The following is a 21172-nucleotide window of genomic DNA, read 5'->3' on the forward strand; positions in this document are numbered from 1 at the left end:
GCCCGAAAGGGTGAGCAAAAGGAGCGCACGTTCGCTGGATCCGAGTTTCACGAGGAGCAAGATTTTACCCGAGTCTGATCGGTCTCATGGAGGTCGCCTGCGACAATTATGACCAACGATGCCGTGTCCCTGGAACACGGTATAAGTCCCGTATTTACGGGAGGTAGCGAGGGGTTGCGACCTCTTGCACCCCTTTTACGTACTGCGTACATTCCTTCGGTACGTTGCTATCAGTCCGAGGGGGCTGAATCCATGAACTACCGCTTGAGTCTGGCTGCCGCCTGCGTGGCTGCCTTTGGTCTGGCCTGCACCGAGGCGCCCAAGGGCGTGGTCTCCAAGTCACCGAGGACTGTCTCCTCCGCCCGGAAGGTCGGCGGCTTCACGATGTCCGTGACGCCCATCGCCGGGTCGGGCGGCCGCACCGCCCGCATCGAGGTCTCGCCGGACGCCGCGGGCACCGGGCTGGTCAGCGTGGCCGGAAAGTTCGAGGCCACCGTCACCGCCGCCGGCGGGACGTCGGTGGTCGGGGGCGCGAACCCCTGCGCCGCCACCGCCGCGCTGGTCGCGCCGGTCAACCTCATCAACAAGGCGCCCGAGACGCTGCGCAACGTCCAGATCCAGATCACGGACATGGCGCTCACCGGCCGCGAGTCCTGCAACTCGGACGGCGTGCTGAGCAGCGTGGGCGCCCCGGCCGACGTCACCCCGGGCGCGACCTTCGGCGCCTGGAACTACGGCAACCTGCTCGGCACCGCGGTGGCGGTGAACGGCGTGGGCTCCAGCCTCTCCAAGAACTGGTGGATGAAGTTCCCGGACAACACCCCGGTGCGCTTCCACTTCGTGGTCTGGGCCGACGCCGGCCAGGCCGAGCTGAACGCCGCGGGCGCCGAGCTCGAAGTCGGGCAGCCGCTCTCCTGGTCGTCCATCACCAGCCCCGTCACCCAGCTCGAGGTCTGCGCCACCGATCCGATGCTGAACAACGGCAACTGCCCCGGCCCGACCAAGACCCTGGTGGCCGCCAGCAACCCGCTCGGCCCGGTCCCGTACCTCTTCTCCGCCGTCCCGGCCACCGTGGCCGGCACCACCTACTACTGGCGGGTCTTCAACGCCATCGGCGCCGGCCAGGTGCCCGGCTGGTACCCGTCGCCCTGGGACAGCTTCACGGCCATGCCGCCGCTCGGCGCGCCTGCGCCGGTCATCACCGCCCCGGCGCCCGGGACCGTCGTCCCGGCCGACATCCTCGCCAACGCCGTCCCGCTGCTCCTCACCTGGGACACCAGCCTCACCGTCGCCAGCTCGGTCTTCCAGATCTGCACCGGGCCGTGCCCGGTGCCCTTCGCCCTGGTGGACCCCAATCTCGCCAACCTGGTCTACGAGAACATCGAGCCGGGCTTCTTCCTCACGCCCGGCGTGACCAGCTACGAGGTGGACCTGTCGACGCTGCTGCCGACCGACCCGGCCACCCTCGACGCCTGGCTGCTGCCCGCCGCCTACACCGTGGCGGTGCACAACTTCGACGACCTGACCGCCGTGACCTTCGGCGCCGCCGCCACCACCAACTTCACCGTCGCCCCCGCCGCGGCCCCGAGCCCGGTGGTGGTCGGCCCGCCCGACCTGGCCACCATCCCGGCGAACGACGTGGTGGCCGGCTTCCCGGTGGTGCTCGAGTGGACCACCGACCAGACCATCACCAGCTCGGAGTGGTTCCTCTGCTCCTCCGCGCCTTGCCCGGGCGTGGGCGGCCTCAACGTGCTGAGCCAGGGCGTGCTCGCCGGCGTGCCCGGCGCCACCGGCGACCCGTTCTCCTACGCGGTGGACGTCAGCCTCGCCATCCCGACCGACCCGGCCACCGCCGACCTCTGGCTGCTGCCCGGCACCTACGTCTGGACCATCAGCAACGTGGTGGCCGGCCTGGCCGTCGGCGTCCCCACCACCGCCTCCTTCATCGTGGTCGACGCCATGCCGCCGGCCCCGGTGGTCCCCGGCGCGGTGACCGCGCCGGCCAACGCCTTCACCTCGGCGATCCCGGTGGCCCTGAGCTGGACCGCGCCGGCCGGCGTGACCGCCACCGAGCTCGTCATCTGCTCGACCATCGTGTGTGACGCGCTGACGGCCGACATCCTGCCCCCGACGGCGGTCCCGCCGACGGTGCCGGGCGGCACCAGCTACACCTACGATCCGGCGGCGACGCCCGACCTGCTCCAGGACTTCGTGCTGCTGAGCAACGGCGGCTACCTGGCTCCGGGCACCTACTACTGGGTGGTCTACAACCTCGATCCGCTCACCGGCGTGGCGCTCGGCGCCGGCACCCTGTCGACCGTGACCGTCACCGCGGTGCCGGTCGGCCCGGCCGCCTTCGCGCTGAAGGACCCGGCCGCCGCCCCCGTCACCAACCTCTCCCGCCTCGCCGGCCCCATCCCGCTCTCCTGGACGGGCCCGCCGCAGCTGCTCGCCACCACGGTCGAGTTCTACGACGACGCCGCCGCGACGCTGTTCGCGGGCGTCGCCATCGTGGCCGACGACCTGACGCTGCAGCCGGCCAACAGCCACTTCGTGCTGGCGGACGCCCGCACCGCGCTGACGCTCGACCAGCCCTACTTCTGGCGCGTCGTGGACGACGGCCTGGCCGCCTACTACGCTGGCGTGCCGGACCTGGCCGCTTGGTCGGCCATCGGCACCTTCACCATCGTTCCCTGACCGAGGACTGAGATGACCACCGCCACCAAGCAGCCCGCCGTCCTCGAGACGCGCACCACCGACCGGTCCGAGCAGCCCGCCTACGAGGCGCCGCGCATCACCCGGAAGCGCTCGCTCGAGCGCATCACCCTGGGCAGCGGCACCGTCACCCCCGGCGGCGGCGTCGGCGGCAACTAGCCGTGCCTGTCCGGCGAGCCGGCGCGCCCCTCCTGGCGCTGCTCTGGCTCGCCGCCTGCGGCGGCGGCAGCGACCCTGCCCTGCCGGATCCATGCGCGGCGGCGGGCGTCTGCACCAGCCCGCCGCCGAACTCGTGTGCGGCGGCCGCCTCGCTCCTGGCCTACCCCGCCACCGGCACCTGCAGCGCCGTGGCCGGGGCGGCCTCCTGCGACTACCAGCCGGTGCTGACCGACTGCGCCCTGGCCGGCCAGGTCTGCCAGGGGGGCGCCTGCGTGGCGCCGCCCGACCCGTGCGCCGCGAGCGGCGTCTGCAGCACGCCGCCGCAGGCCACCTGCAGCACGCCCACCAGGGCGCTCACCTTCCCCTCGCCGGGTCTCTGCAGCGCGGTGGACGGCCAGGCCTCCTGCACCTACCCGCCGGCCGAGACCGACTGCGCCCTGGCCGGCCAGGTCTGCCAGGCGGGCGCCTGCGTGGCGCCGCCCGACCCGTGCGCCGTGAGCGGCGCCTGCACCTCGCCGCCGCCCGCCGGCTGCGACGGCGGCGGGCGCGCCGTGGCCTACCCCGCCACCGGGACCTGCACCGCGGTGGGCGGGCTGGCCTCCTGCGACTACCCGCCCGTCCTCACCGACTGCAGCCTGACCGCCCAGGTCTGCCAGGCCGGGGCCTGCGTGACGCCGGACCCCTGCGTGGGCGGCGCCTGCACCTCGCCGCCGCCCCCCAGCTGCGCCACGCCCACCAGCGCCACCACCTACCCGGCCAGCGGCACCTGCACGCCGGTGGGCGGCACCGCCTCCTGCGACTACCCGCCCATCCAGACCGACTGCGCCGCCACCGGCCGGGTCTGCGAGGCCGGGGCCTGCGTCACGCCGCCGGACCCGTGCGCGGCCAGCGGCGTCTGCACCACGCCGCCGGCGCCGGGCTGCAGCCTGGGCGGCCAGCGCGTCACCTACCCGGCCACCGGCCAGTGCACCGCGGCCGGCGGGCTGCCCTCCTGCGACTACCCGCCGGTGCTGCTGGACTGCGCCGCCGGCCTGGTCTGCCAGGCCGGGGCCTGCGTCGCGCCGCCGGATCCGTGCGCGGCGCCGGGCGTCTGCACCACCCCACCCGCCGACAGCTGCCCCTCCCAGACCACCGCCCTGCGCCACGCCGCGGTGGGCGCCTGCACGCCGAGCGGCCCGCAGGCGGTGTGCGACTACCAGCCCACGCTGGTGACCTGCGGCGCGGGCCAGGTCTGCCAGGCGGGCGCCTGCATCGTCGACCCGTGCCCGCTCACGCCGGCGGGCGCCGGCTTCCTGCTCTACGCCGCCTGGGGTGGCGTGGTGAACGGCTACGACCTGCGCGCGGTGCGGCTCGACGGCACCTGCGACCAGCTGGTGGTGACCGCCCCGGGCGACGACCTCTCGCCCAGCTGGGACGCCGGCACCGGCCGGCTGGTCTGGACCGGCAGCCGCGGCGGCGTCGGCCGCCTGGTCACCATGGACCTGCACGACCGGGTGGAGCGGGTGCTCGACACCGGCCCCCACCTGCCCGCCAGCCCGACCCTGACGCCGGACGGGACCGCCGTGGTGTACGAGGACCGCGCCTTCCGCTCCCCTACCTCGCTCCAGACCACCTCGGACCTCTTCAAGATCCCCTTCGCGGGCGGCGCGCCGGTCCAGCTGGTGGCCAACCTGGACGTGCCGCTCCAGAGCGACTCCGGGCCGGCCTTCGCGCCCGACGGCCAGTGGCTCTACTTCGTGCGCACGGTCTTCAGCACCAGCCCGCAGGGCGTGGAGTCCACCACCATCCTCCTGATGCGCGCCTCGTCCAGCGGGACCGGCGCCCTGGTGCTGGCCACGGTCAACACGCTCATCGGCCGGGTGGCGGTCTCGGGCGACGGGACGAGGCTGGCCTACGCGGTGGCGTCCACCACCCCCGGCTCCTTCAGCCGGATCGTGCTCCGCTCGCTGGTGGCGGTGGAGTCCCGTGTGCTCTCCGACCAGGGCGACTCGGAGCCGGCCTTCCCGGCCGGCGGCGACCGCCTGGCCGTCCGCACCACGCGCCACGGGCTGCCCGAGGTGGTGCTGCTCGACCTCGCCAGCGGTGCCGAGGTGCAGCGGCTCACCACCGGCGCGGTGGCCGGCACCCCGGCCTTCCCGCGGTAGCAGCGGCCGCGGGCGCGGCCCGGCGGGGTCGTCCGATGTGGGTGGCGCGACCCCGTTTCCCCAGTCACCGGCGGATACGACGCACGCCCGTCGAGGCCGATGGTACGGCGTCGAACCGTCCGGCGTCGGGTCGCGGGGAGCCCAGCCTTCCCGGCCCTGGCGCGCCGCCCGGGGCCGCCGCCGCCGTCGCGCCGCCACCCGCGGCGCGGCCCATCCCCTGGTCGCCCGTCCGTCGCCGCGTCCGGGGACGGCCGGATCCGGCCGTGTGGGTCAGGGCAGGTCCCAGGCGTACCCCTCGCGCTCCAGGGCGTCGTCGGCCAGCGCCACCACCAGCGCGTCGTCGTTGGAGTCCACCCGGTGCAGGTTGCCGCGGATGCGGCTGCGGGCGTCGCGGGCGAAGACCCGGGCGATCTCCAGCTCGCGGGCGGCGGCGGCCTCGCCGCCGGCCTCCAGCGAGGCGGTGACGCGGGAGAGCACCGCCGAGGTGACGAACAGGTCGGTGAGGATGTCGGCGATGCGCTTCAGGGCGAACTGCTGCTCGACGATCCCCTTGCCGTGGCGGCGCAGCTCGCGGTCGGCCACCCAGGCCAGCTCGCGCACCAGCCCCTCCAGCTGCTCCCCGGGGTCGCGCAGGGTGGGGTGCAGCCGGGTGAAGCTGCGCTTCTCGCCCACCAGGCCGGTGCGGATGGTGGCGTGCTTCATGGCGTAGTCGGAGAGCACGCCGAAGCCCTTGATGGGATCGGCCAGCGCCCCCTTCACCCCCTGCACCAGCTCCTTGAGCTGGTCGCCCACCCGGTTGAGCGCGGTGAGCGCGATGAAGAGCCGCAGGATCTCGTTGGTCCCCTCGAAGATCCGGTTGATGCGCGAGTCGCGCACCACCCGCTCGTAGGGGAACTCGCGCATGAAGCCGTTGCCGCCGGCGATCTGCAGCGCCTCGTCGGCGGCGCGCCACAGCGCCTCGGTGGCGAACACCTTGGAGATGGCCGCCTCCACCGCGTAGTCCTCGTAGCCCTGGTCGGCCAGCCCGGCCACCAGCCCCACCGTCGCCTCGGCCGCGTAGGTGTCCACCACCAGGTTCCCCAGCTTCTGCTTCACCAGGCCGAACGAGGCGATGGCCCGGCCGAACTGGCGGCGCTCCTTGGCCTGCCTGGTCGAGAGGGCGATGAGCCGCTTCATGCCGCCCACGCAGCCGCCGCCCAGCCCGGACCGGCCGGCGTTCAAGATGCGCATGGCCGCCTTGAAGCCCTTGCCCACCTCGCCGAGCACGTGCTCCGGGCCCAGCTTGACGTCCTCGAAGTGCACGCTGGTGGTGTTGGAGGCCCGGATCCCCATCTTGTCCTCGTGCGGGCCGGTGGAGACGCCGGGCAGGTCGCGCGGGACGATGAAGGCCGTCATGTGGGCCTTGCCCTCGCCGGTCTCGGCGGGGGTCTTGGCGAAGACCGTGTAGAAGCCGGCGATGCCGCCGTTGGTGATCCAGAGCTTCTCGCCGTTCAGCACCCAGCCCTGGCCGTCGCGCCGCGCCGAGGTGGTGATGGCGGCGGCGTCGGAGCCGGCGCCCGGCTCGGTGAGGCAGAAGGCGGCCACCAGCTCGCCCGAGGCCAGCCGCGGCAGCCAGGTGGCCTTCTGGGCGTCGCTGCCGAACAGCAGCAGGCCGCGCATGCCGATGGAGCTGTGGGCGCCCACCGTCAGCGCCACCGAGCCGTCGTGCCGCGCGATCTCCTGCAGCACGCGCGAGTAGGCGGCCGAGCCGAACCCCAGGCCGCCCATGGCCTCGGGGATGACCAGGCCGAAGAGGCCGAAGGCCTTCAGCTCCTCCAGGAAGGCCGCCGGCAGCTCGCCCTTGACGTCCCACTCGCGGAAGTCGCGGGCGCGCGGCCCGAGCAGCTGGTTGACGCTGGCCAGCACCTGCTCCAGCACCTCGCGGTCGCCGGCGCGGATGGCCGGGAAGGGGAAGATGATCTCCTCCTCGATGCGGCCCAGGCAGAGCGACTGGACGAAGCTGTCCACCTTCTTGTCGGTCACGGCGGCCTCCGGCGCGCGCAGGGCACGCGGATGGGGTGGCGCCGGCTCCGGCCGCCCCGGCGGGGATCCGGGGAGTGGCGCGGGGACGGCGCGGATGGGTCGCCCAGCACCATATCGACCGTGACGCGCCGCGGCAAGCGAAGTTGACTCTGGAATCAGGCGTGGCCCAGAAATGAGAAGAGGCCCGAGTCAGGGGCCTCTTCTCTTCGATGCAGGAGCGCTCATGGGCGAGCGCTGGTCCGGCTCACGCCGGTCGAGAATGCGCAGTGGTCGTGTGCTGCAACTGGTCTGCTATCTCTTGCCTCCTATTCGGTGTTGCGACTGTTTGGATCCTTACGCCGATCTTCCGGGCTCGCAAGGTGGCGGACGCGCCGCGGTGTGTCGTCCGAAAAGCGGCGGCGGGCTCACCCTGGCCAACTGCGCGAGGTCCGTGGGGAAACCGACCGGCGGCGACCGTCCGCCCGGGCGTCGTCTCCTTCGGGGCCTTGTTTTTTCATCTAGGGTCTCGCGCGGGAGGGCAGCGCAGGAGCTCGCTCGCCTGGGCGGCCTGCGCGCGCACCTCGGCCAAGGCGGCGCCGCTGGCGGCCGCCCGCGCCCACGCCGCGCACGCCTCGCCGCTGCGCCCGGTGGCCGCCAGCGCATGACCGAGCTCGAGCTGCACCTGCGCGTCGGCCGGGAAGGCGCGCGCCGCCCGCTCGAGGTGCGCCAGGGCCGCCGCGTCGTCGTCGCCCGCCGCCAGCCGCGCCCGCCCCGCCACCCGGTGGGCCACCGGATCCTCGGGCCGGAGCGTCAGCGCGGCGACCGCGGCGCGGCCGGCCTCCTCCAGCTCCCCTGCGGCGAGCAGCGCCACCGCCAGCCCGGCCGCCGCGTCGGCGCTGCGCGGGTCGAGCGCCAGCGCGCGCCGCAGCGGGGCCACCGCCTCGGCGGGGCGGCCGGCGCGGGCCAGCGCCGCGCCCAGGTTCTGCTGCAGCGGCGCCTCGGCCGGGGCGGCGTCGGCCCGCAGGGTGGCCAGGCCGAGCCGGTACTCGGCGATGGCCGCCTCGGCCTCACCGCGGGCCAGGAGCGCGTTGCCGAGGCCGAGGTGGACGCGCGGCTTGCCCGGCGCCTTGGCCGCCGCGTCGCTCCAGAGCGCCAGCGCCGACTCCCAGACGGCGTTGCGCCGCCAGGTGAGCGCCGCCAGCCCGCTCCAGGTGAGCCCCACCAGCAGCAGCGCCGCCAGCGTGCGCCGCCGCGCCGGCAGCCGCGCCAGCCCCCGCTCGGCGGCCACGGCCAGCGCCAGGAAGACGCCCCAGGAGGCCAGGTAGGTGCGGTGCTCCACCAGCACGTCCTCGCGCGGGATGACGCTGGAGGTGGCCGACAGCACCACGAAGAACCAGCCGATGCCGAAGGCCGCCAGGCGCGCCGCCAGCCGGTCGGCCTCGGGCAGGCCGCCGCCGTTGGCCGGCCCCCCCGCGCCGGCCGGGCGCCGGGACCACCAGAGCAGCGCCGCCGCCGCCGCGACCAGCGCGAGCAGGAGCGCGCCAGAGAGCAGGACCGCCGGCTCTCCGAGCGAGTGCGAGGTGGAGAAGGCCCAGTCGGCGCTCTGCCCGGCCGGCCAGAGGAGCAGCCGCAGGTAGGTGGCCACCACGCGCCACTGGGTCAGGAAGTAGTCGCCCGCCGGCAGCCCCGGCACGGCGAAGCCGGCGTCGGTGCTGCCCTCCAGCCGCCGCGAGGTGCGGGCCGCGAAGAGCCCGATGAGCGCCACCGGCGCGGCCAGCAGCGCCAGCCGCCGAGGCCAGGTGGTGAGGGCGCCCCGCGCGGCCGGGCCCGGCACGGCCCAGGTGAGGAGCAGGTAGGCCACCGGCAGCGTCACCAGGATGGCCTTCGAGCCGAGCCCCAGCGCCAGCGCCAGCAGCGCGCCGCCGTACGCCAGCGCGCCGCGCCACCCCGGGCCGTGCCGCTCGGCCAGGAGCAGCAGCCAGAGCGCGCCGAGGTAGCCGAGCGAGGCCAGCACCTCCGCCCGCTGCACCACGTAGCTCACCGCCTGGGACTGCAGCGGGTGCAGGGCGAAGAGCCCGGCCACCACCAGGGCCAGGGCGTCGGGGTCCAGGGCGGCGCGCGCAGCCGGCGACCCCCCGCGCCCGGCGGCGGGCAGGCCGGCGCCGGCCAGGCGCAGCACCGCGCGCGTGAAGCCGAAGACCAGCAGCACCGCCAGGAGGTGCAGCCCCAGGTTGGTGGCGTGGAAGGTGAAGGGCTCGAGCCCGCCCGCGGCGTGATCCAGCGCCAGGGTGAGCACCGTGACCGGCCGCCGGCCGGCCAGCAGGTCCGGCACGAAGGCGCGCAGCGCCGCGGGGAGCTGCCGCACCGCCGGGGCGTTCACCACGTTGGGCAGGTCGTCGAAGACGAACTCGCCGTGCAGCACGCGCGCGTAGGCGGCCAGGGCGAGCAGGAGCGGCGCGACCAGCAGCCAGGCGAGCGGCGCGCCGGCCGCCGGCGGTGCGACGCGCTCGGGGGCGCGGGGCTGGTGATCGCGTGGCACGGGGCGGGACCATCCTACCGCGCCGGGCTGATGTTCACCCACCGTCAACAAAGGGTGGCGCCCAGGGCGGGCCGACGCCGGGCGCTGGCACTGGCGGTGAGGGTGCGACAACGCGCTCCACGCGCGGGATTCCACGGCCAGCGACCAGCGCCAGGCCGGGTGCGCCGGGCCTCCGTCAGATTGCGTACCCGGGTCCAGGGACAAAATCGGCTCAACGCGCCGTCCGCATGTCCACGGTGCAGGGGACATTCTTGGTGCGTCAACTAACCGCACCAAGGCTCGCGGCCCGGATCGGGGAGCTCGCGCGTCAACCGATCGGGCACATGTGCTTGATCGCAGGACCGTTTGTCCTCAAGGGGACGAGCTCGCCCGGACCAGTCCCTAGTCCGCGGTACTTTGTTGAACAAACATTTAGGCTGATTTTGCTGCCACAAGCGGTCGAGCGGGGAGCGTTTCGACCGGTCCGGAGGAAGCATTCTGCTGAGTCCGGATGGAAGCGTGGCAAGTGGTCGCCCTCTCGCAGAGGGGACCGGGAGGGATCCTACATGAGCTGGTCCAAGTGTCTCGGAGGCGCCTTGGCGCTTCTCTTTGCGAGCGCGACGAACGCGCAGCTGTTCGCGCCTCAGAACCCGTTCGGCGCCCGCGGCGTGGCCGATCAGACCAACTACCCGTACCCCGGGCAGTGCGTCGCCGACCCGCTCCTGCCGTGGGGCGTGGAGAGCTGCGCCCTGCGCCCGCTCGCCTCGACGTCGTTCGACTGCCCGGTTCCCGGCGTCGCCAACTACACCGCCGGCGGCTGGCGCGCCTGCGGCGCGGTGGTGCCGTACACGGCCGTGGCCCCGCTCATCTCCGACTCGACCGCCGCCGCGGCCATCCCGACCCCCAAGTACCAGTGGGAGGTCCTGAACCCGGTGGACTACTGGCCGGACACCACCACCTTCCCCGGCGCTGACTACTACGAGATCGGCCTGCACGAGGCCAAGGGCTTCCAGGCCATCGCCGCCGCCGGCCTCTTCCCGAACCCGCTGCTCGCCGGCTCCTGCCCCACCGCCACCGGCCAGGCCTTCTGCAAGGTGACCACCCCGGCCACGCCCGTCCCTGCGGCCTGCACCGCCTTCAACCCGGCGGCCGTCTGCACGTCGGTCGGCGCCCCGGCGGTTCCGGACGGCATGCAGTGGACCGGCGCCATCTGCACCAACCCGCTGGGCTGCTCCTGCCCGGCCGAGCTCGCCGCCGGCTTCCAGGCGACCTACTGCTCCGCCGCCGGCAAGATCCCGGCCGGCCGCCCGGTCTACACCCCGATCTGGGGCGTCGGCCAGATCCGCAGCCCGCTCGGCGTGGGCGGCACCGTGACGGCGGTCCTCGATCGCCTCCTCGGCACCTGCTCCAACTCGGTCCCGGCCGGCAACCTCTGCTGGGTCGGCAACGCCCTGCCCACGCTGCCCGCCTGCACCGGCGTCTGCACGCCGCTCGGCCTGGTCACCGCCTTCAACACCAGCGTGGCCTCGCCCTGGTCTGCCAATGACTACGTTGCCACCTGGCCGTCCATCAGCATCCGCGCCACCAAGGGCCGTCCGGTGGTCGTGCGCTACGTGAACGAGTTCACCAACAACCACATCTTCTGCCCGCACCCCGACGCGGCCGACTGGCCGTGCGCCATCGACCGCACCTTCATGGGCGTGAAGGCCAAGGTCGACCCGGCCATCGGCGTCAGCTTCCCCGCCATCTCCACCGACGGCGTCAACAAGTACGGCTCGCCGCAGCAGCCGGACAACTCGTGGGTCACCCACCTGCACGGCGGCGACATCCCGCCCTCGACCGACGGCTTCGCCATGAAGTGGTTCGGCAACCGGATCACCGGCCCGCTCTACAGCCCGAACGCCACCCACATCAGCCCGCACTTCGACGGCCCGCCGTCGGCCCCGCACATCATGCGGCCGGGCGGCGCCTACTCGCCGACGTCGATCCAGTCGAACGTCAACGACACCTACACCTACCCGATGAACCAGGATGAGGCCCTCATCTGGTTCCACGACCACACCCTCGGCAAGACCCACCACAACGTCATCGCGGGCCCCGCCGGCTTCTTCCCCGTGAAGGACCCCAGCAAGCACGGCGCGGTCAGCGCCGGCGCCTGCACGGTGGCCCCGACGCCCGGCAACCTGACCCCCTGCCAGTACACCTGGCTGGACCCGGTCACCGAGCCGCGCAACTTCCTCACGGTCCCGATGTACGACCTGTTCTTCGCCCTGCAGGACCGCGCCTTCAGCGACGACGGCTCGATCAACTTCTCCAACGGCCAGGGCCAGGGGCTCAGCACCACCACCATCGGCGCCGACCCCAACGGCGTGGTCAACGGCGCCAACCCGGACGTGCACCCGGTCTGGATCCCGGAGTACTTCGGCGACCACCCCATCGTGAACGGCGTCATCTGGCCGAAGAAGACGGTGGACGCGGGCTGGTACCGCATCCGCTTCGCCAACGGCTCCGACTCGCGCTGCTGGACCCTCGGCTTCACCACCACCGAGCCCGTCCCCGGCGTGCGCCCCGTCAACAACGTCCGCTTCACCGTCATCGCCAGCGACCAGGGCTACCTCTCGGTGCCGAAGCAGAACCAGCAGACCCTCACCTTCTGCCCCGGTGAGCGGTACGAGATCCTGGTGGACTTCGGCAAGCTGCCCGGCAAGGTCGCCGGCGCGCCCGGCCAGGTCTGGATGACCAACTCGGCCAACGCCCCGTACCCGTTCGGCGGCTCGCCGTTCGTGGCCGGGCCGGACATCGAGATGAACTCCATCATGCGCTACGACGTGACGGCCACCCCGGGTGTGCTCAGCTGCGGCGCCGGGACCCTCACCTACAACGCGGCGGTCGATGCCCCCGGCGTGGCCGGCGCCAACGGCGCCACCACCTGGGCGAACAAGGGCTGCATGAAGATCCCGACCACGCCCGACTCCAACATCGCCGACCTGCGCGCCGCGCCCCGCTTCGTCAACGGCACGCCGCAGATGTGCGCCCCGGGCTTCGTCCCGGCCACCGGCCTCAACTCGGCGGTGCCCGGCTGCGTCTCGGCCATCCGCCACCTGTACCTCAACGAGCGCGTCGACGGCCTGACCGGCGCCCCGCTCGGCATGCAGATCAACGGCGTGCCCTTCGAGTACAAGGTCACCGAGACGCCGGTGGAGGGCTCGGTCGAGGTCTGGAAGATCATCAACCTGACCGTCGACGCCCACCCGATGCACCCGCACCTGGTGAAGCACCAGCGGGTCTCGACGCAGCGCCTCAACGTCGGCGCCTACAAGCGGGCCCTCTGCGGCTCCACCACCTGCCAGCCCGGCACCTCGCCCGGCAACGAGATGCAGCTGGTGCCCGACGTGGACGCCGTGGTCGGCCTCACGCCGCTGTACCTCATCGGCGCCCCGACCTTCACCCTGGCCACCGACTTCAACGGCGGCTTCAAGGACGCGTCGGTCGCGCTGCCCGGCCAGGTCACGACCATCGTGGCCCGGTGGGACGGCAACTGGACGGCGGCCCCCGTGCCGACCGCTCCTGGCACGGTGGCGGGCGCTGCCTGCCTCTCGAGCCCGGGCAGCTGCGCGGCGCCCTACACCTACGAGCCGGTCACCACCGGCCCGTACGTCTGGCACTGCCACATCAACTCGCACGAGGACTCGGAGATGATGCGCACCAGCCTGGTGGTGCCGTAAGCACGCCGAGCACGACGAGTTGAAGAGCTGAACGAGGGGCGGCGCCAGCGATGGCGCCGCCCTTCTGCTTTTCACGCGCCGCCTGGGCGGCGCGTGAGGGGGGGGCTGAGCTCTCGGGAGCGCACCGGGCTGGGCGGACGCTTCAGGCGACCCTTGGGTGAAGCGGCGCTTGCCCGGGAGGAGGGTGGGGACGCCACAGGCCGCGCCGCCAGGGCGGCGCGTGTTGGGGGTGAAGCGGCGCTTGCCCGGGAGGAGGATCGGATGGCCACAAGCCGCGCCGCCAAGGCGGCGCGTGTTGGGCGCCGCGAGTTAGGGCGACAGAGAGTACCTGACCCGGTGGCGCTCGCCGGGCGTGGCGCCGGGGACCTGCAGGACCTTGCCGCGCAGCAGGCGCTGGGCGCAGGCCAGGGTGCCGTCGCCGGCCGAGCCGCGGGTCTCCACCGGGGCGTCCACCACCAGCACCTCGCCGCTGCGGGTCTCGAGCTGCAGCACCAGCGAGGTGGCGCCGCCCTCGTCGGGCGGCTGGGCGTCCTTGATGACGGCCACCGCCCCGGCGCCGTGGCGAGCCTCGGTCTCCTCGTCGAAGCACCGGGCCAGCGGCTCGTGCAGCTCGTTCAGCTCGGCCTGCACCGAGGCGCCGAGCGAGCCGAGCGAGCGGTTGCGCAGGGAGGAGACGGGCACGGCCTCCCAGGACCCCTTGGGCGGGGGCGGGGGCGCCGGCGTGACCTCCTTCTCCTTCTCCAGCCGGGCCAGCAGGGCGCTGTTGTCTGGCGTCGTGGCCGAGCGGAGCGCGTCGAGCACCTCGCGGGGCGGGAGCGGGCCGGCCGGCGCGGCCACCTCCGGGGCGTCGGGGACGGTCGGCGCCGGGCCGCCGGAGGGGCCGTCGCCGAAGAGCCGGTCCACGGCCAGCAGGCTGCCGCCCAGCAACACGGCGATGCCGACGACGCCCCCGGCGACGAGCTTCCTCACGCGCTACTTCCTCTCGCCGTGGCCCTGGTGCTCGCGGGCCTCGCGGCGCCGGGCCTTCTCGTCGCGCTCCCGGGCCTCGTGCCGCTCATGGGCGTCCGCGGCAGGGGGGGCGGGGGTGGCCGCCGGGCCCGGCGCGTCGCCCGGGGCGACCACGGCGGGCCAGGTCGGGATCCCCTTGGCGTCGGCCGCCTTGAGCGCCTTGCGCGCCTCGCGCAGCGCCTCCTCCAGCTCGTGGTTGGCCCGGTGCATGGCGGCCGCGGGCACCCCGGCCCGGTCGACGCAGCCCTGCAGGTCGGCCCGCGCGGCGCCCAGCTCACCCCGCTTGGACGGACCGTCCGGGAGGCGCATGGAGGTGTCGAAGTAGAGGTGGGCGTAGCTGCAGCCGCGGGTGGGATCCACCGGCCACTGGCTGGCGTAGAGCTCCACGTTCTCGTCCCAGCGGGTCTTCAGCCTGGTGCGGACGCGTGTCAGCTGCTCCGCCTCCTCGTGGGGGCTGGCCGCGGCGGCGGTGGCCAGGCGGGCCAGCAGCGCCTCGCCCTTGCCCTTGGCCTGCAGGCGCCGGGCGAGGGCGCGCTCCTCCCACATCCGCAGCGTCACCTCGTCGCCCCGCCGCCACAGCTCCACGTCCTGGGGCGAGCCGGTCGGGGCTGCCCGGACGGCGCCGTAGTCGTCCGGCGCCACGCCCGTCTCCCGCCCAGGCGTGGTCCCTCCGGCGTCGGCCGCATCGGGCGCAGCATCGGGCGCGGTGTCCGGGCCGGCCTGCAGGGCGAGGACGAGGGCGGCGGCGAGGAGCTGGTCGAGCATGTCCCGAATGTAACATCGGTCGCGGCGGTTCCTTCCCCCGGGCGACCGGACCCGACCGGGCGGCTCGCCCAGCCGGCCCGCCGGGCCCTGGCGCGGACCCCCGGTACGCGCCGAGCGGCTGGCTGGCCGGGATGGCGTCCCGCGTTCCACCGACCAGCCGCCACGCGCCGATTTGCGCCTTGCGGCCCACCCGCCGCGCTCGGCAGGATGGCGGGGTCGCTCGCCTCGCTGGAGGTCCCCCCATGACGCACCGTCTCGCGCTGGCGGCCCTGGTGGCCCTGGCCGCCGCCACCCCGCCCGGGGCCTCCGCCGACGAGGGCGCCTGCGTGGCCTGCCACCTCCAGCTGCAGCCGGGCATCGTCTCCGACTGGCGGCTCTCCCGCCACGCCTCCGCCGAGGTGGGCTGCCAGGACTGCCACGGCTCGCGCCACGCCACCGCCGAGGACTTCGGCAAGGTGCAGCACCCCACGGTGGCCACCTGCCAGCGCTGCCACGAGCTGCAGGCCAGCCAGTTCCGCGCCGGTGACCACGCCCGGGCCTGGCAGGCCCTCACCACCCTGCCGACCTTCCACCACCTGCAGGAGGGCAAGGTGGGCGACCCCACCGGCTGCGCCGCCTGCCACCGCATCGGCCTGCTCACCCCCGACCTGGCCGACTCGCTCCTGAAGGCGGGGTCGCGCCACGGCCTGGGCAGCTGCGACGCCTGCCACACCCGCCACACCTTCTCGGTGAAGGAGGCCCGCGAGCCGGAGGCCTGCAAGGCCTGCCACGGCGACCTGCAGTACGAGGCCTGGAGCAACTCCAAGCACGGCACCCGCCACGCCGCGGTGCGCGCCGGCCAGCTGCCGGCCCAGGCCGCCGCCCCCACCTGCCAGACCTGCCACCTGCAGGGCGGCAACCACGCGGTGCGCGCGCCGCTCGGCAACGTGGCCCTGCGCCTGCCGCTGGAGGACGACCAGGCCTGGGCGGCCGACAAGCACGCGCTCTTCGTGGCGCTCGGGGTGCTCGACGCCGCCGGCAACAACGGCGTGCGCGGCCAGGCCTTCGAGGAGGCGCGCATCGCCGAGCTCGACCGCCTCGGCTTCCAGGGCGACCGGGGCCAGCTCACCCAGGCCTGCCGCCAGTGCCACGCCACCTCCTTCATCCGCGAGCAGCTCGACCAGCGCGACGGCCTGATCCGCCAGGCCGACGCGCTGGTGGCGGTCTCGGTCCGCGAGGTGGCCGGGCTCTACGCCGACGGCGTCCTCCGGAAGAAGGGGCCCGGCCCGTTCCCCGACCTGGTGGCCTGGCCCACCGGCAGCGCGCCGGAGAAGCGGCTCGGCCTGATGTTCTTCGACCACCGGGCCAGGCTGCTGGCCCACGCCTTCCACATGTCGCCGCAGGCGGTCCGCTGGATGGCCGAGCTGCAGGACGACGCCGCGGCGGTGAAGCAGCTGGCCGCCGAGCTCAGGGCGGCGCGCAAGGCGAAGAGGTAGCGGGCCGCGGCTCCCGGACCGGGGGCGGCCGGCGGGGGGCCGGGCCTACAGCGCCGCCGCCACCCGGGTGCCCTGCTCGATGGCCCGCCGGGCGTCCAGCTCGGCGGCCACGTCGGCGCCGCCGATGAGGTGCACCGGGAGGCCGGCGGCCCGCAGCGGCGCCGCCAGGTCGCGGCGCGGCACCTGGCCGGTGCACAGCACCACCGTGTCCACCGGCAGCACCTGGCGGCCGCCCTCCCCGATGCGGATGGTGAGGCCGGCGTCGTCGACGCCCTCGTAGGTGACGCTGCCCAGCATCACCACCCCCCTGGCCTTCAGGGCGGCGCGGTGGATCCAGCCGGTGGTCTTGCCGAGGCCGGCGCCGGGGCGGCCGGGCGTGCGCTGCAGCAGCCAGACCTGGCGCGCCGGCGGCGCGGGGCGCGGCGCGGCCAGGCCGCCGCGGGCCAGCGCGGGATCGGCCACGCCCCACTCGGCCAGCCAGCGGGCCAGGCCCGGGTCGGGCACGGCGGGGCCCAAAGCCGGCGGGGCCTCGGCGCCCTCCGGCGCGGCGCCCCCCGCCAGCGCGCCGCCGGACGGGGCAGGGACGCCCTCGCCCGGCGCCGTCCCCGGGTGCACCAGGAAGGTGGCCACGTCGAACCCGATGCCGCCCGCCCCGACGATGGCCACCCGCGGACCCACCGGCGCGCCGCGCGCCAGCACGTCGAGGTACCCGATCACCTTCGGGTGGCCCTGCCCCGGGATGCCGGGATCGCGCGGCAGCACGCCGGTGGCCAGCACCACCTCGTCGAAGCCGCCGGCGGCCAGCCCCTCGGCGGTGGCCGGCGCGCCCAGGTGGACCCGCACGCCGGTCACCTCGAGCCGGCGGGCGAAGTAGCGCAAGGTCTCCCGGAACTCCTCCTTGCCGGGGATGCTGGCGGCCAGGTTGAACTGGCCGCCCAGGCGCGGCGCGGCCTCGAAGAGGTGCACCTCGTGGCCGCGCTCGGCCGCCACGGTGGCGCAGGCCAGGCCGGCCGGGCCGCTGCCCACCACCGCCACCCGCTTCGGCCGGGCCGTCCGGGCGACGATCAGCTCGGTCTCGTGGCAGGCGCGCGGGTTCACCAGGCAGCTGGCCCGCTTGCGGGCGAAGACGTGGTCCAGGCAGGCCTGGTTGCAGGCGATGCAGGTGTTGATCTCGTCGGCGCGCCCCTCGGCCGCCTTCTTCACCAGCTCCGGGTCGGCCAGCAGCGGCCGGGCCATGGAGACCAGGTCGGCGGAGCCCTCGGCCAGCAGCCGCTCGGCCACCTCGGGGGAGTTGATCCGGTTGGTGGCGCAGAGCGGGATGCCCACCGACCCCTTGAGCTTCCTGGTCACCCAGGCGAAGGCGGCGCGCGGCACGCTGGTGGCGATGGTGGGGACCCGCGCCTCGTGCCAGCCGATGCCGGTGTTGAGCAGGGTGGCGCCGGCGGCCTCCAGCGCCTGGGCCAGCGCCACCACCTCCTCCCAGCTCGACCCCTGCGGCACCAGGTCCAGCATGGAGAGGCGGAAGACGATGATGAAGTCGTGGCCCACCGCCGCGCGCATGCGCGACACCACCTCCACCGGCAGGCGCATCCGGTTGGTCCAGCTGCCGCCCCAGGCGTCGGTGCGCCGGTTGGTGCGGGCGGCCAGGAACTCGTTGAGGAAGTAGCCCTCCGAGCCCATCACCTCCACGCCGTCGTACCCGGCCTCGCGCGCCAGCTGGGCGCAGCGCACGAAGGCCCGGATCTGCCGCTCCACGCCGCCGGCGGTGAGCGCGCGGGGCGTGAAGGGGGTGATGGGCGACTTGATCCGCGAGGGCGCCACCGAGAGCGGCGAGTAGCCGTAGCGGCCGGCGTGCAGGATCTGGAGCGCCAGCTTGCCGCCCTCGGCGTGCACCGCGCCGGTGAGCAGGCGGTGGGGCCGCGCCGCCCAGCGGCTGGCCAGGCGCGAGCCGAGCGGGGTCAGCCACCCCTCCACGTTGGGGGCGAAGCCGCCGGTGACGATCAGCCCCACCCCGCCGCGGGCCCGCTCGGCCAGGTAGGCGGCCAGCTTGGGGAAGTCGCGGGCCCGGTCCTCCAGGCCGGTGTGCATCGAGCCCATCAGCACCCGGTTCCTCAGGGTGGTGAACCCCAGGTCGAGCGGGGCCAGCAGGTGCGGGTAGGGCGTGGGCACCGGCTACTTCGTCCCGGCGCCGGGCGCCGCCGCCGGGGCGGCCGGCGCGGCGGGCTCGGGGAAGCCGCGCTTGCGCATCAGCGCGCCGATGCCGGCCTCGCGGCCGCGGAAGGCCAGGTAGGCCGCGGCCGGGTCCACCGTGTTGCCGATGGAGAAGACGTGGGCCTTGAGCCTGGCGGCCACGGCCCGGTCGTAGGGCCCGCCGGCCTCGGTGAAGGCCTCGAAGGCGTCGGCGCTCAGGGTGTCGGCCCACAGGTAGCTGTAGTAGCCGGCCGAGTACCCGTCGCCGGCGAAGACGTGCTGGAAGTGCGGCATGCGGTGGCGCATCACGATCTCGCGCGGCATGCCCAGCGCCGCCAGGGTGTCCCGCTCGAAGGCGGCCGGCTCCACCGGGGTGGCCCCGGCCAGGTGGGCCTTCATGTCCACCAGCGCCGAGGCCAGGTACTCCACGGTGCCGAAGCCCTGGTTGAAGCGCTCGGCCCGCTCGATCTTCTGCAGCAGCGCCTGCGGGATGGGCTGGCCGGTGGTGACGTGGCGGGCGAAGCGGTTCAGCACCTCGGGCGTGGGGAGCCAGCGCTCCAGGATCTGCGAGGGGAACTCGACGTAGTCGCGCGCCACCGAGGTCCCGGAGAGCGAGGGGTAGGTGACGCTGGACGCCAGGCCGTGCAGGGCGTGGCCGAACTCGTGGAAGAGGGTCTCGGCGTCGGTCCAGCTCACCAGGATGGGCTGGCCGGGCTCGCCCTTCACGAAGTTGGAGTTGTTCGAGACGATGGTGGTGATCTCGCCGTCGAACCGCTCCTGGTTCCGGTAGGCGTTCATCCAGGCGCCGGACTGCTTGCCCTGGCGCGCGTAGGGGTCGAAGTACCAGAGCCCCACCAGCTTGCGCGCGCCGTCGCGCACCTCCCAGACCCGCACGTCCGGGTGGACCACCTTGACGTCGCGGGCCGGCGAGAAGTGCAGGTCGAAGAGCCGGCCGGCCACCCAGAACATCCCCTCGCGCAGCTGCTCCAGCTGCAGGTAGGGCTTCACCTCGTTCTCGTCCAGGTCGTACTTGGCCTTGCGGACCTTCTCGGCGTAGTAGCGGTAGTCCCAGGGCTCGATGGTGAGCCTGGCGCCCTCCTGGTCGGCGATGGCCTGCATGTCGGCCACCTCCTCCTTGACCCGGGCCACCGCGGCCGGCCAGACCGCCTCCATGAGCGCCATGGCGCGCTCCGGCGTGCGCGCCATCGAGTCCTCGACGCGCCAGTGGGCGTGGGTGGGGTAGCCGAGCAGCGTGGCCCGCTCGGCGCGCAGCGCCAGGATCTCGGTGATGCCGGCCTTGTTGTCGTGGGCGTCGCCGTGGTCGCCGCGGCCCACGAACATCTGCCAGACCTGCTGGCGCAGCCCGCGGCGGCTGGAGTAGGCCAGGAACGGCTCGACGCTGGAGCGGGTGTTGGTCACCGCCCACTTGCCCTTCTGGCCGCGGGCCTCGGCGGCGCTGGCGGCGGCGGCGCGCACCGACGGCGGCAGCCCCTCCAGGTCGGCCTCCGACTCCAGCAGCACCAGCCCGGCCTCCTCCTCGGCCAGCACGTTCTGCGTGAAGGTGGTGTAGAGCGAGGCCAGCCGCTCGTTGATGGCGGCCACCCGCGCCTTGGCCGCGGCGTCCAGCCTGGCGCCGGCCCGCACGAAGTTGGTGTACTGGAGCCAGGCCAGCCGCTGCTGCTCGGGCGTCAGGCCGGAGCGCTCGCGGGCCTGGTACACCGCGGCCACGCGCGCGAAGAGCGCCTCGTTCTGGGTGATGCGGTCGAAGAAGGCCGCCAGCTTGGGCGCCATCTCGCGCTCCACCGCCTGGAAGGCCGGCGTGCTCATGGTGGAGGAGAAGACCCCGAACACCGCCAGGGCCCGCTCCAGCGAGCGCCCCGAGCGCTCCATGGCCGCCAGCGTGTTCTGGAAGGTGGGCTTGGCCGGGTCGCGGGCGATGGCCTCCAGCACCGCCAGCTGGTCCGCCATGGCGGTCTCCAGCGCCGGCTGGAACTGCTCGACCTTGGCGAGGGCGAAGGGCGGCACGCCGCCGTAGGGGCCGGACCACTTCTGCAGCAGGGGGTTCTTCACCGTGGTCTCCTTGGACCTGGCGGCCTTCGAGGCCCTGGCGGGCTTGGCGGGCTTGGCGGACGCGGCCTGCTGCGCGGCAGGCGCGGCCGGGGCGGCGGGCGCCGGCGGGGAGGCCGGGCTGGCCAGGAGCAGCGCCGAGGCGAGCAGGCCGGCGAGGGGCGTGGTCATGGGGTGGGTCTCCGGGCGAGGGCCTCGCGGGCCCGTGGGAGGCGTCGAGATAACCGCCGGTCCTGGGATCGGCAGCGGGATTCGGATGGTTCGGGGCGGCAGGTTTCCACGGGGGCCGCGGCGCGGCAAGCGGAGAGGCGGGTCGAGGTGGAGGCCAGCCGAGCCCCGCCAGGGGCACCCGGGGTGAGCGGGCCCGCCGTCCGCGCCACGGTCGGTCGCGCCGGGAGCCGGGGC

The 21172-nt window shown here is 74.4% G+C and carries 11 protein-coding genes; 5 read left to right on the forward strand and 6 right to left on the reverse strand.

All coding sequences use genetic code 11. From position 1 onward, the window contains the following. The first annotated feature begins 390 nt into the window (after nucleotides 1-390). The 3 genes from IPO09_02020 to IPO09_02030 are packed head-to-tail and all read left to right on the forward strand — an operon-like array spanning nucleotide 391 to nucleotide 5018. A complete protein-coding gene (locus IPO09_02020; GenBank protein MBK9516128.1) occupies nucleotides 391-2697 on the forward strand; it encodes a hypothetical protein in 2307 nt (768 codons plus the stop codon). Nucleotides 2698-2709: 12 nt separating this feature from the next. Then, nucleotides 2710-2874: a hypothetical protein gene (locus IPO09_02025; protein MBK9516129.1), complete on the forward strand. Its 165-nt coding sequence runs from the start codon at nucleotides 2710-2712 to the stop codon at nucleotides 2872-2874. A 2-nt stretch (nucleotides 2875-2876) separates the two neighbouring features. Beyond that, on the forward strand, nucleotides 2877-5018 hold the full coding sequence (locus IPO09_02030) for a PD40 domain-containing protein (protein ID MBK9516130.1): 2142 nt from the start codon (nucleotides 2877-2879) through the stop codon (nucleotides 5016-5018). Between the two features lie 270 nt (nucleotides 5019-5288). On the opposite strand, the gene IPO09_02035 is transcribed toward IPO09_02030, so the two are convergent. Then, complete coding sequence (locus tag IPO09_02035; protein ID MBK9516131.1) at nucleotides 5289-7040, reverse strand: acyl-CoA dehydrogenase family protein; 1752 nt, start codon at nucleotides 7038-7040, stop codon at nucleotides 5289-5291. A gap of 493 nt (nucleotides 7041-7533) precedes the next feature. Then, nucleotides 7534-9558 (reverse strand): tetratricopeptide repeat protein, encoded by a 2025-nt coding sequence (locus IPO09_02040; protein MBK9516132.1) that lies wholly within the window; start codon nucleotides 9556-9558, stop codon nucleotides 7534-7536. Between the two features lie 647 nt (nucleotides 9559-10205). On the opposite strand from IPO09_02040, the gene IPO09_02045 reads away from it, so the two are divergent. After that, on the forward strand, nucleotides 10206-13262 hold the full coding sequence (locus IPO09_02045) for a multicopper oxidase domain-containing protein (GenBank protein MBK9516133.1): 3057 nt from the start codon (nucleotides 10206-10208) through the stop codon (nucleotides 13260-13262). Nucleotides 13263-13571: 309 nt separating this feature from the next. Here IPO09_02045 and IPO09_02050 read toward each other — a convergent pair whose 3' ends face one another. Beyond that, the gene (locus tag IPO09_02050; GenBank protein MBK9516134.1) at nucleotides 13572-14231 is read right to left on the reverse strand and encodes a hypothetical protein; all 660 of its coding nucleotides are present in this window, start codon (nucleotides 14229-14231) and stop codon (nucleotides 13572-13574) included. Between the two features lie 3 nt (nucleotides 14232-14234). Beyond that, the gene (locus tag IPO09_02055; GenBank protein MBK9516135.1) at nucleotides 14235-15035 is read right to left on the reverse strand and encodes a hypothetical protein; all 801 of its coding nucleotides are present in this window, start codon (nucleotides 15033-15035) and stop codon (nucleotides 14235-14237) included. A 242-nt stretch (nucleotides 15036-15277) separates the two neighbouring features. On the opposite strand from IPO09_02055, the gene IPO09_02060 reads away from it, so the two are divergent. Next, nucleotides 15278-16510, forward strand: a complete 1233-nt coding sequence (locus tag IPO09_02060; GenBank protein ID MBK9516136.1) for a cytochrome C — start codon at nucleotides 15278-15280, stop codon at nucleotides 16508-16510. A 45-nt stretch (nucleotides 16511-16555) separates the two neighbouring features. On the opposite strand, the gene IPO09_02065 is transcribed toward IPO09_02060, so the two are convergent. Both IPO09_02065 and IPO09_02070 read right to left on the reverse strand, forming a co-directional pair. Beyond that, nucleotides 16556-18679 (reverse strand): NADPH-dependent 2,4-dienoyl-CoA reductase, encoded by a 2124-nt coding sequence (locus tag IPO09_02065; GenBank protein MBK9516137.1) that lies wholly within the window; start codon nucleotides 18677-18679, stop codon nucleotides 16556-16558. Nucleotides 18680-18682: 3 nt separating this feature from the next. Then, nucleotides 18683-20938, reverse strand: a complete 2256-nt coding sequence (locus tag IPO09_02070) for a M3 family metallopeptidase (GenBank protein ID MBK9516138.1) — start codon at nucleotides 20936-20938, stop codon at nucleotides 18683-18685. Nucleotides 20939-21172: the final 234 nt, after the last annotated feature.

The organism is Anaeromyxobacter sp., assembly GCA_016718565.1.
Lineage (GTDB): Bacteria > Myxococcota > Myxococcia > Myxococcales > Anaeromyxobacteraceae > JADKCZ01.

Coding starts and splice junctions, on each gene's coding strand:
- IPO09_02060 (MBK9516136.1), top strand. CDS start 15,278: ATGACGCACCGTCTCGCGCTGGCGGCCCTGGTGGCCCTGGCCGCCGCC.
- IPO09_02055 (MBK9516135.1), bottom strand. CDS start 15,035: ATGCTCGACCAGCTCCTCGCCGCCGCCCTCGTCCTCGCCCTGCAGGCC.
- IPO09_02070 (MBK9516138.1), bottom strand. CDS start 20,938: ATGACCACGCCCCTCGCCGGCCTGCTCGCCTCGGCGCTGCTCCTGGCC.
- IPO09_02025 (MBK9516129.1), top strand. CDS start 2,710: ATGACCACCGCCACCAAGCAGCCCGCCGTCCTCGAGACGCGCACCACC.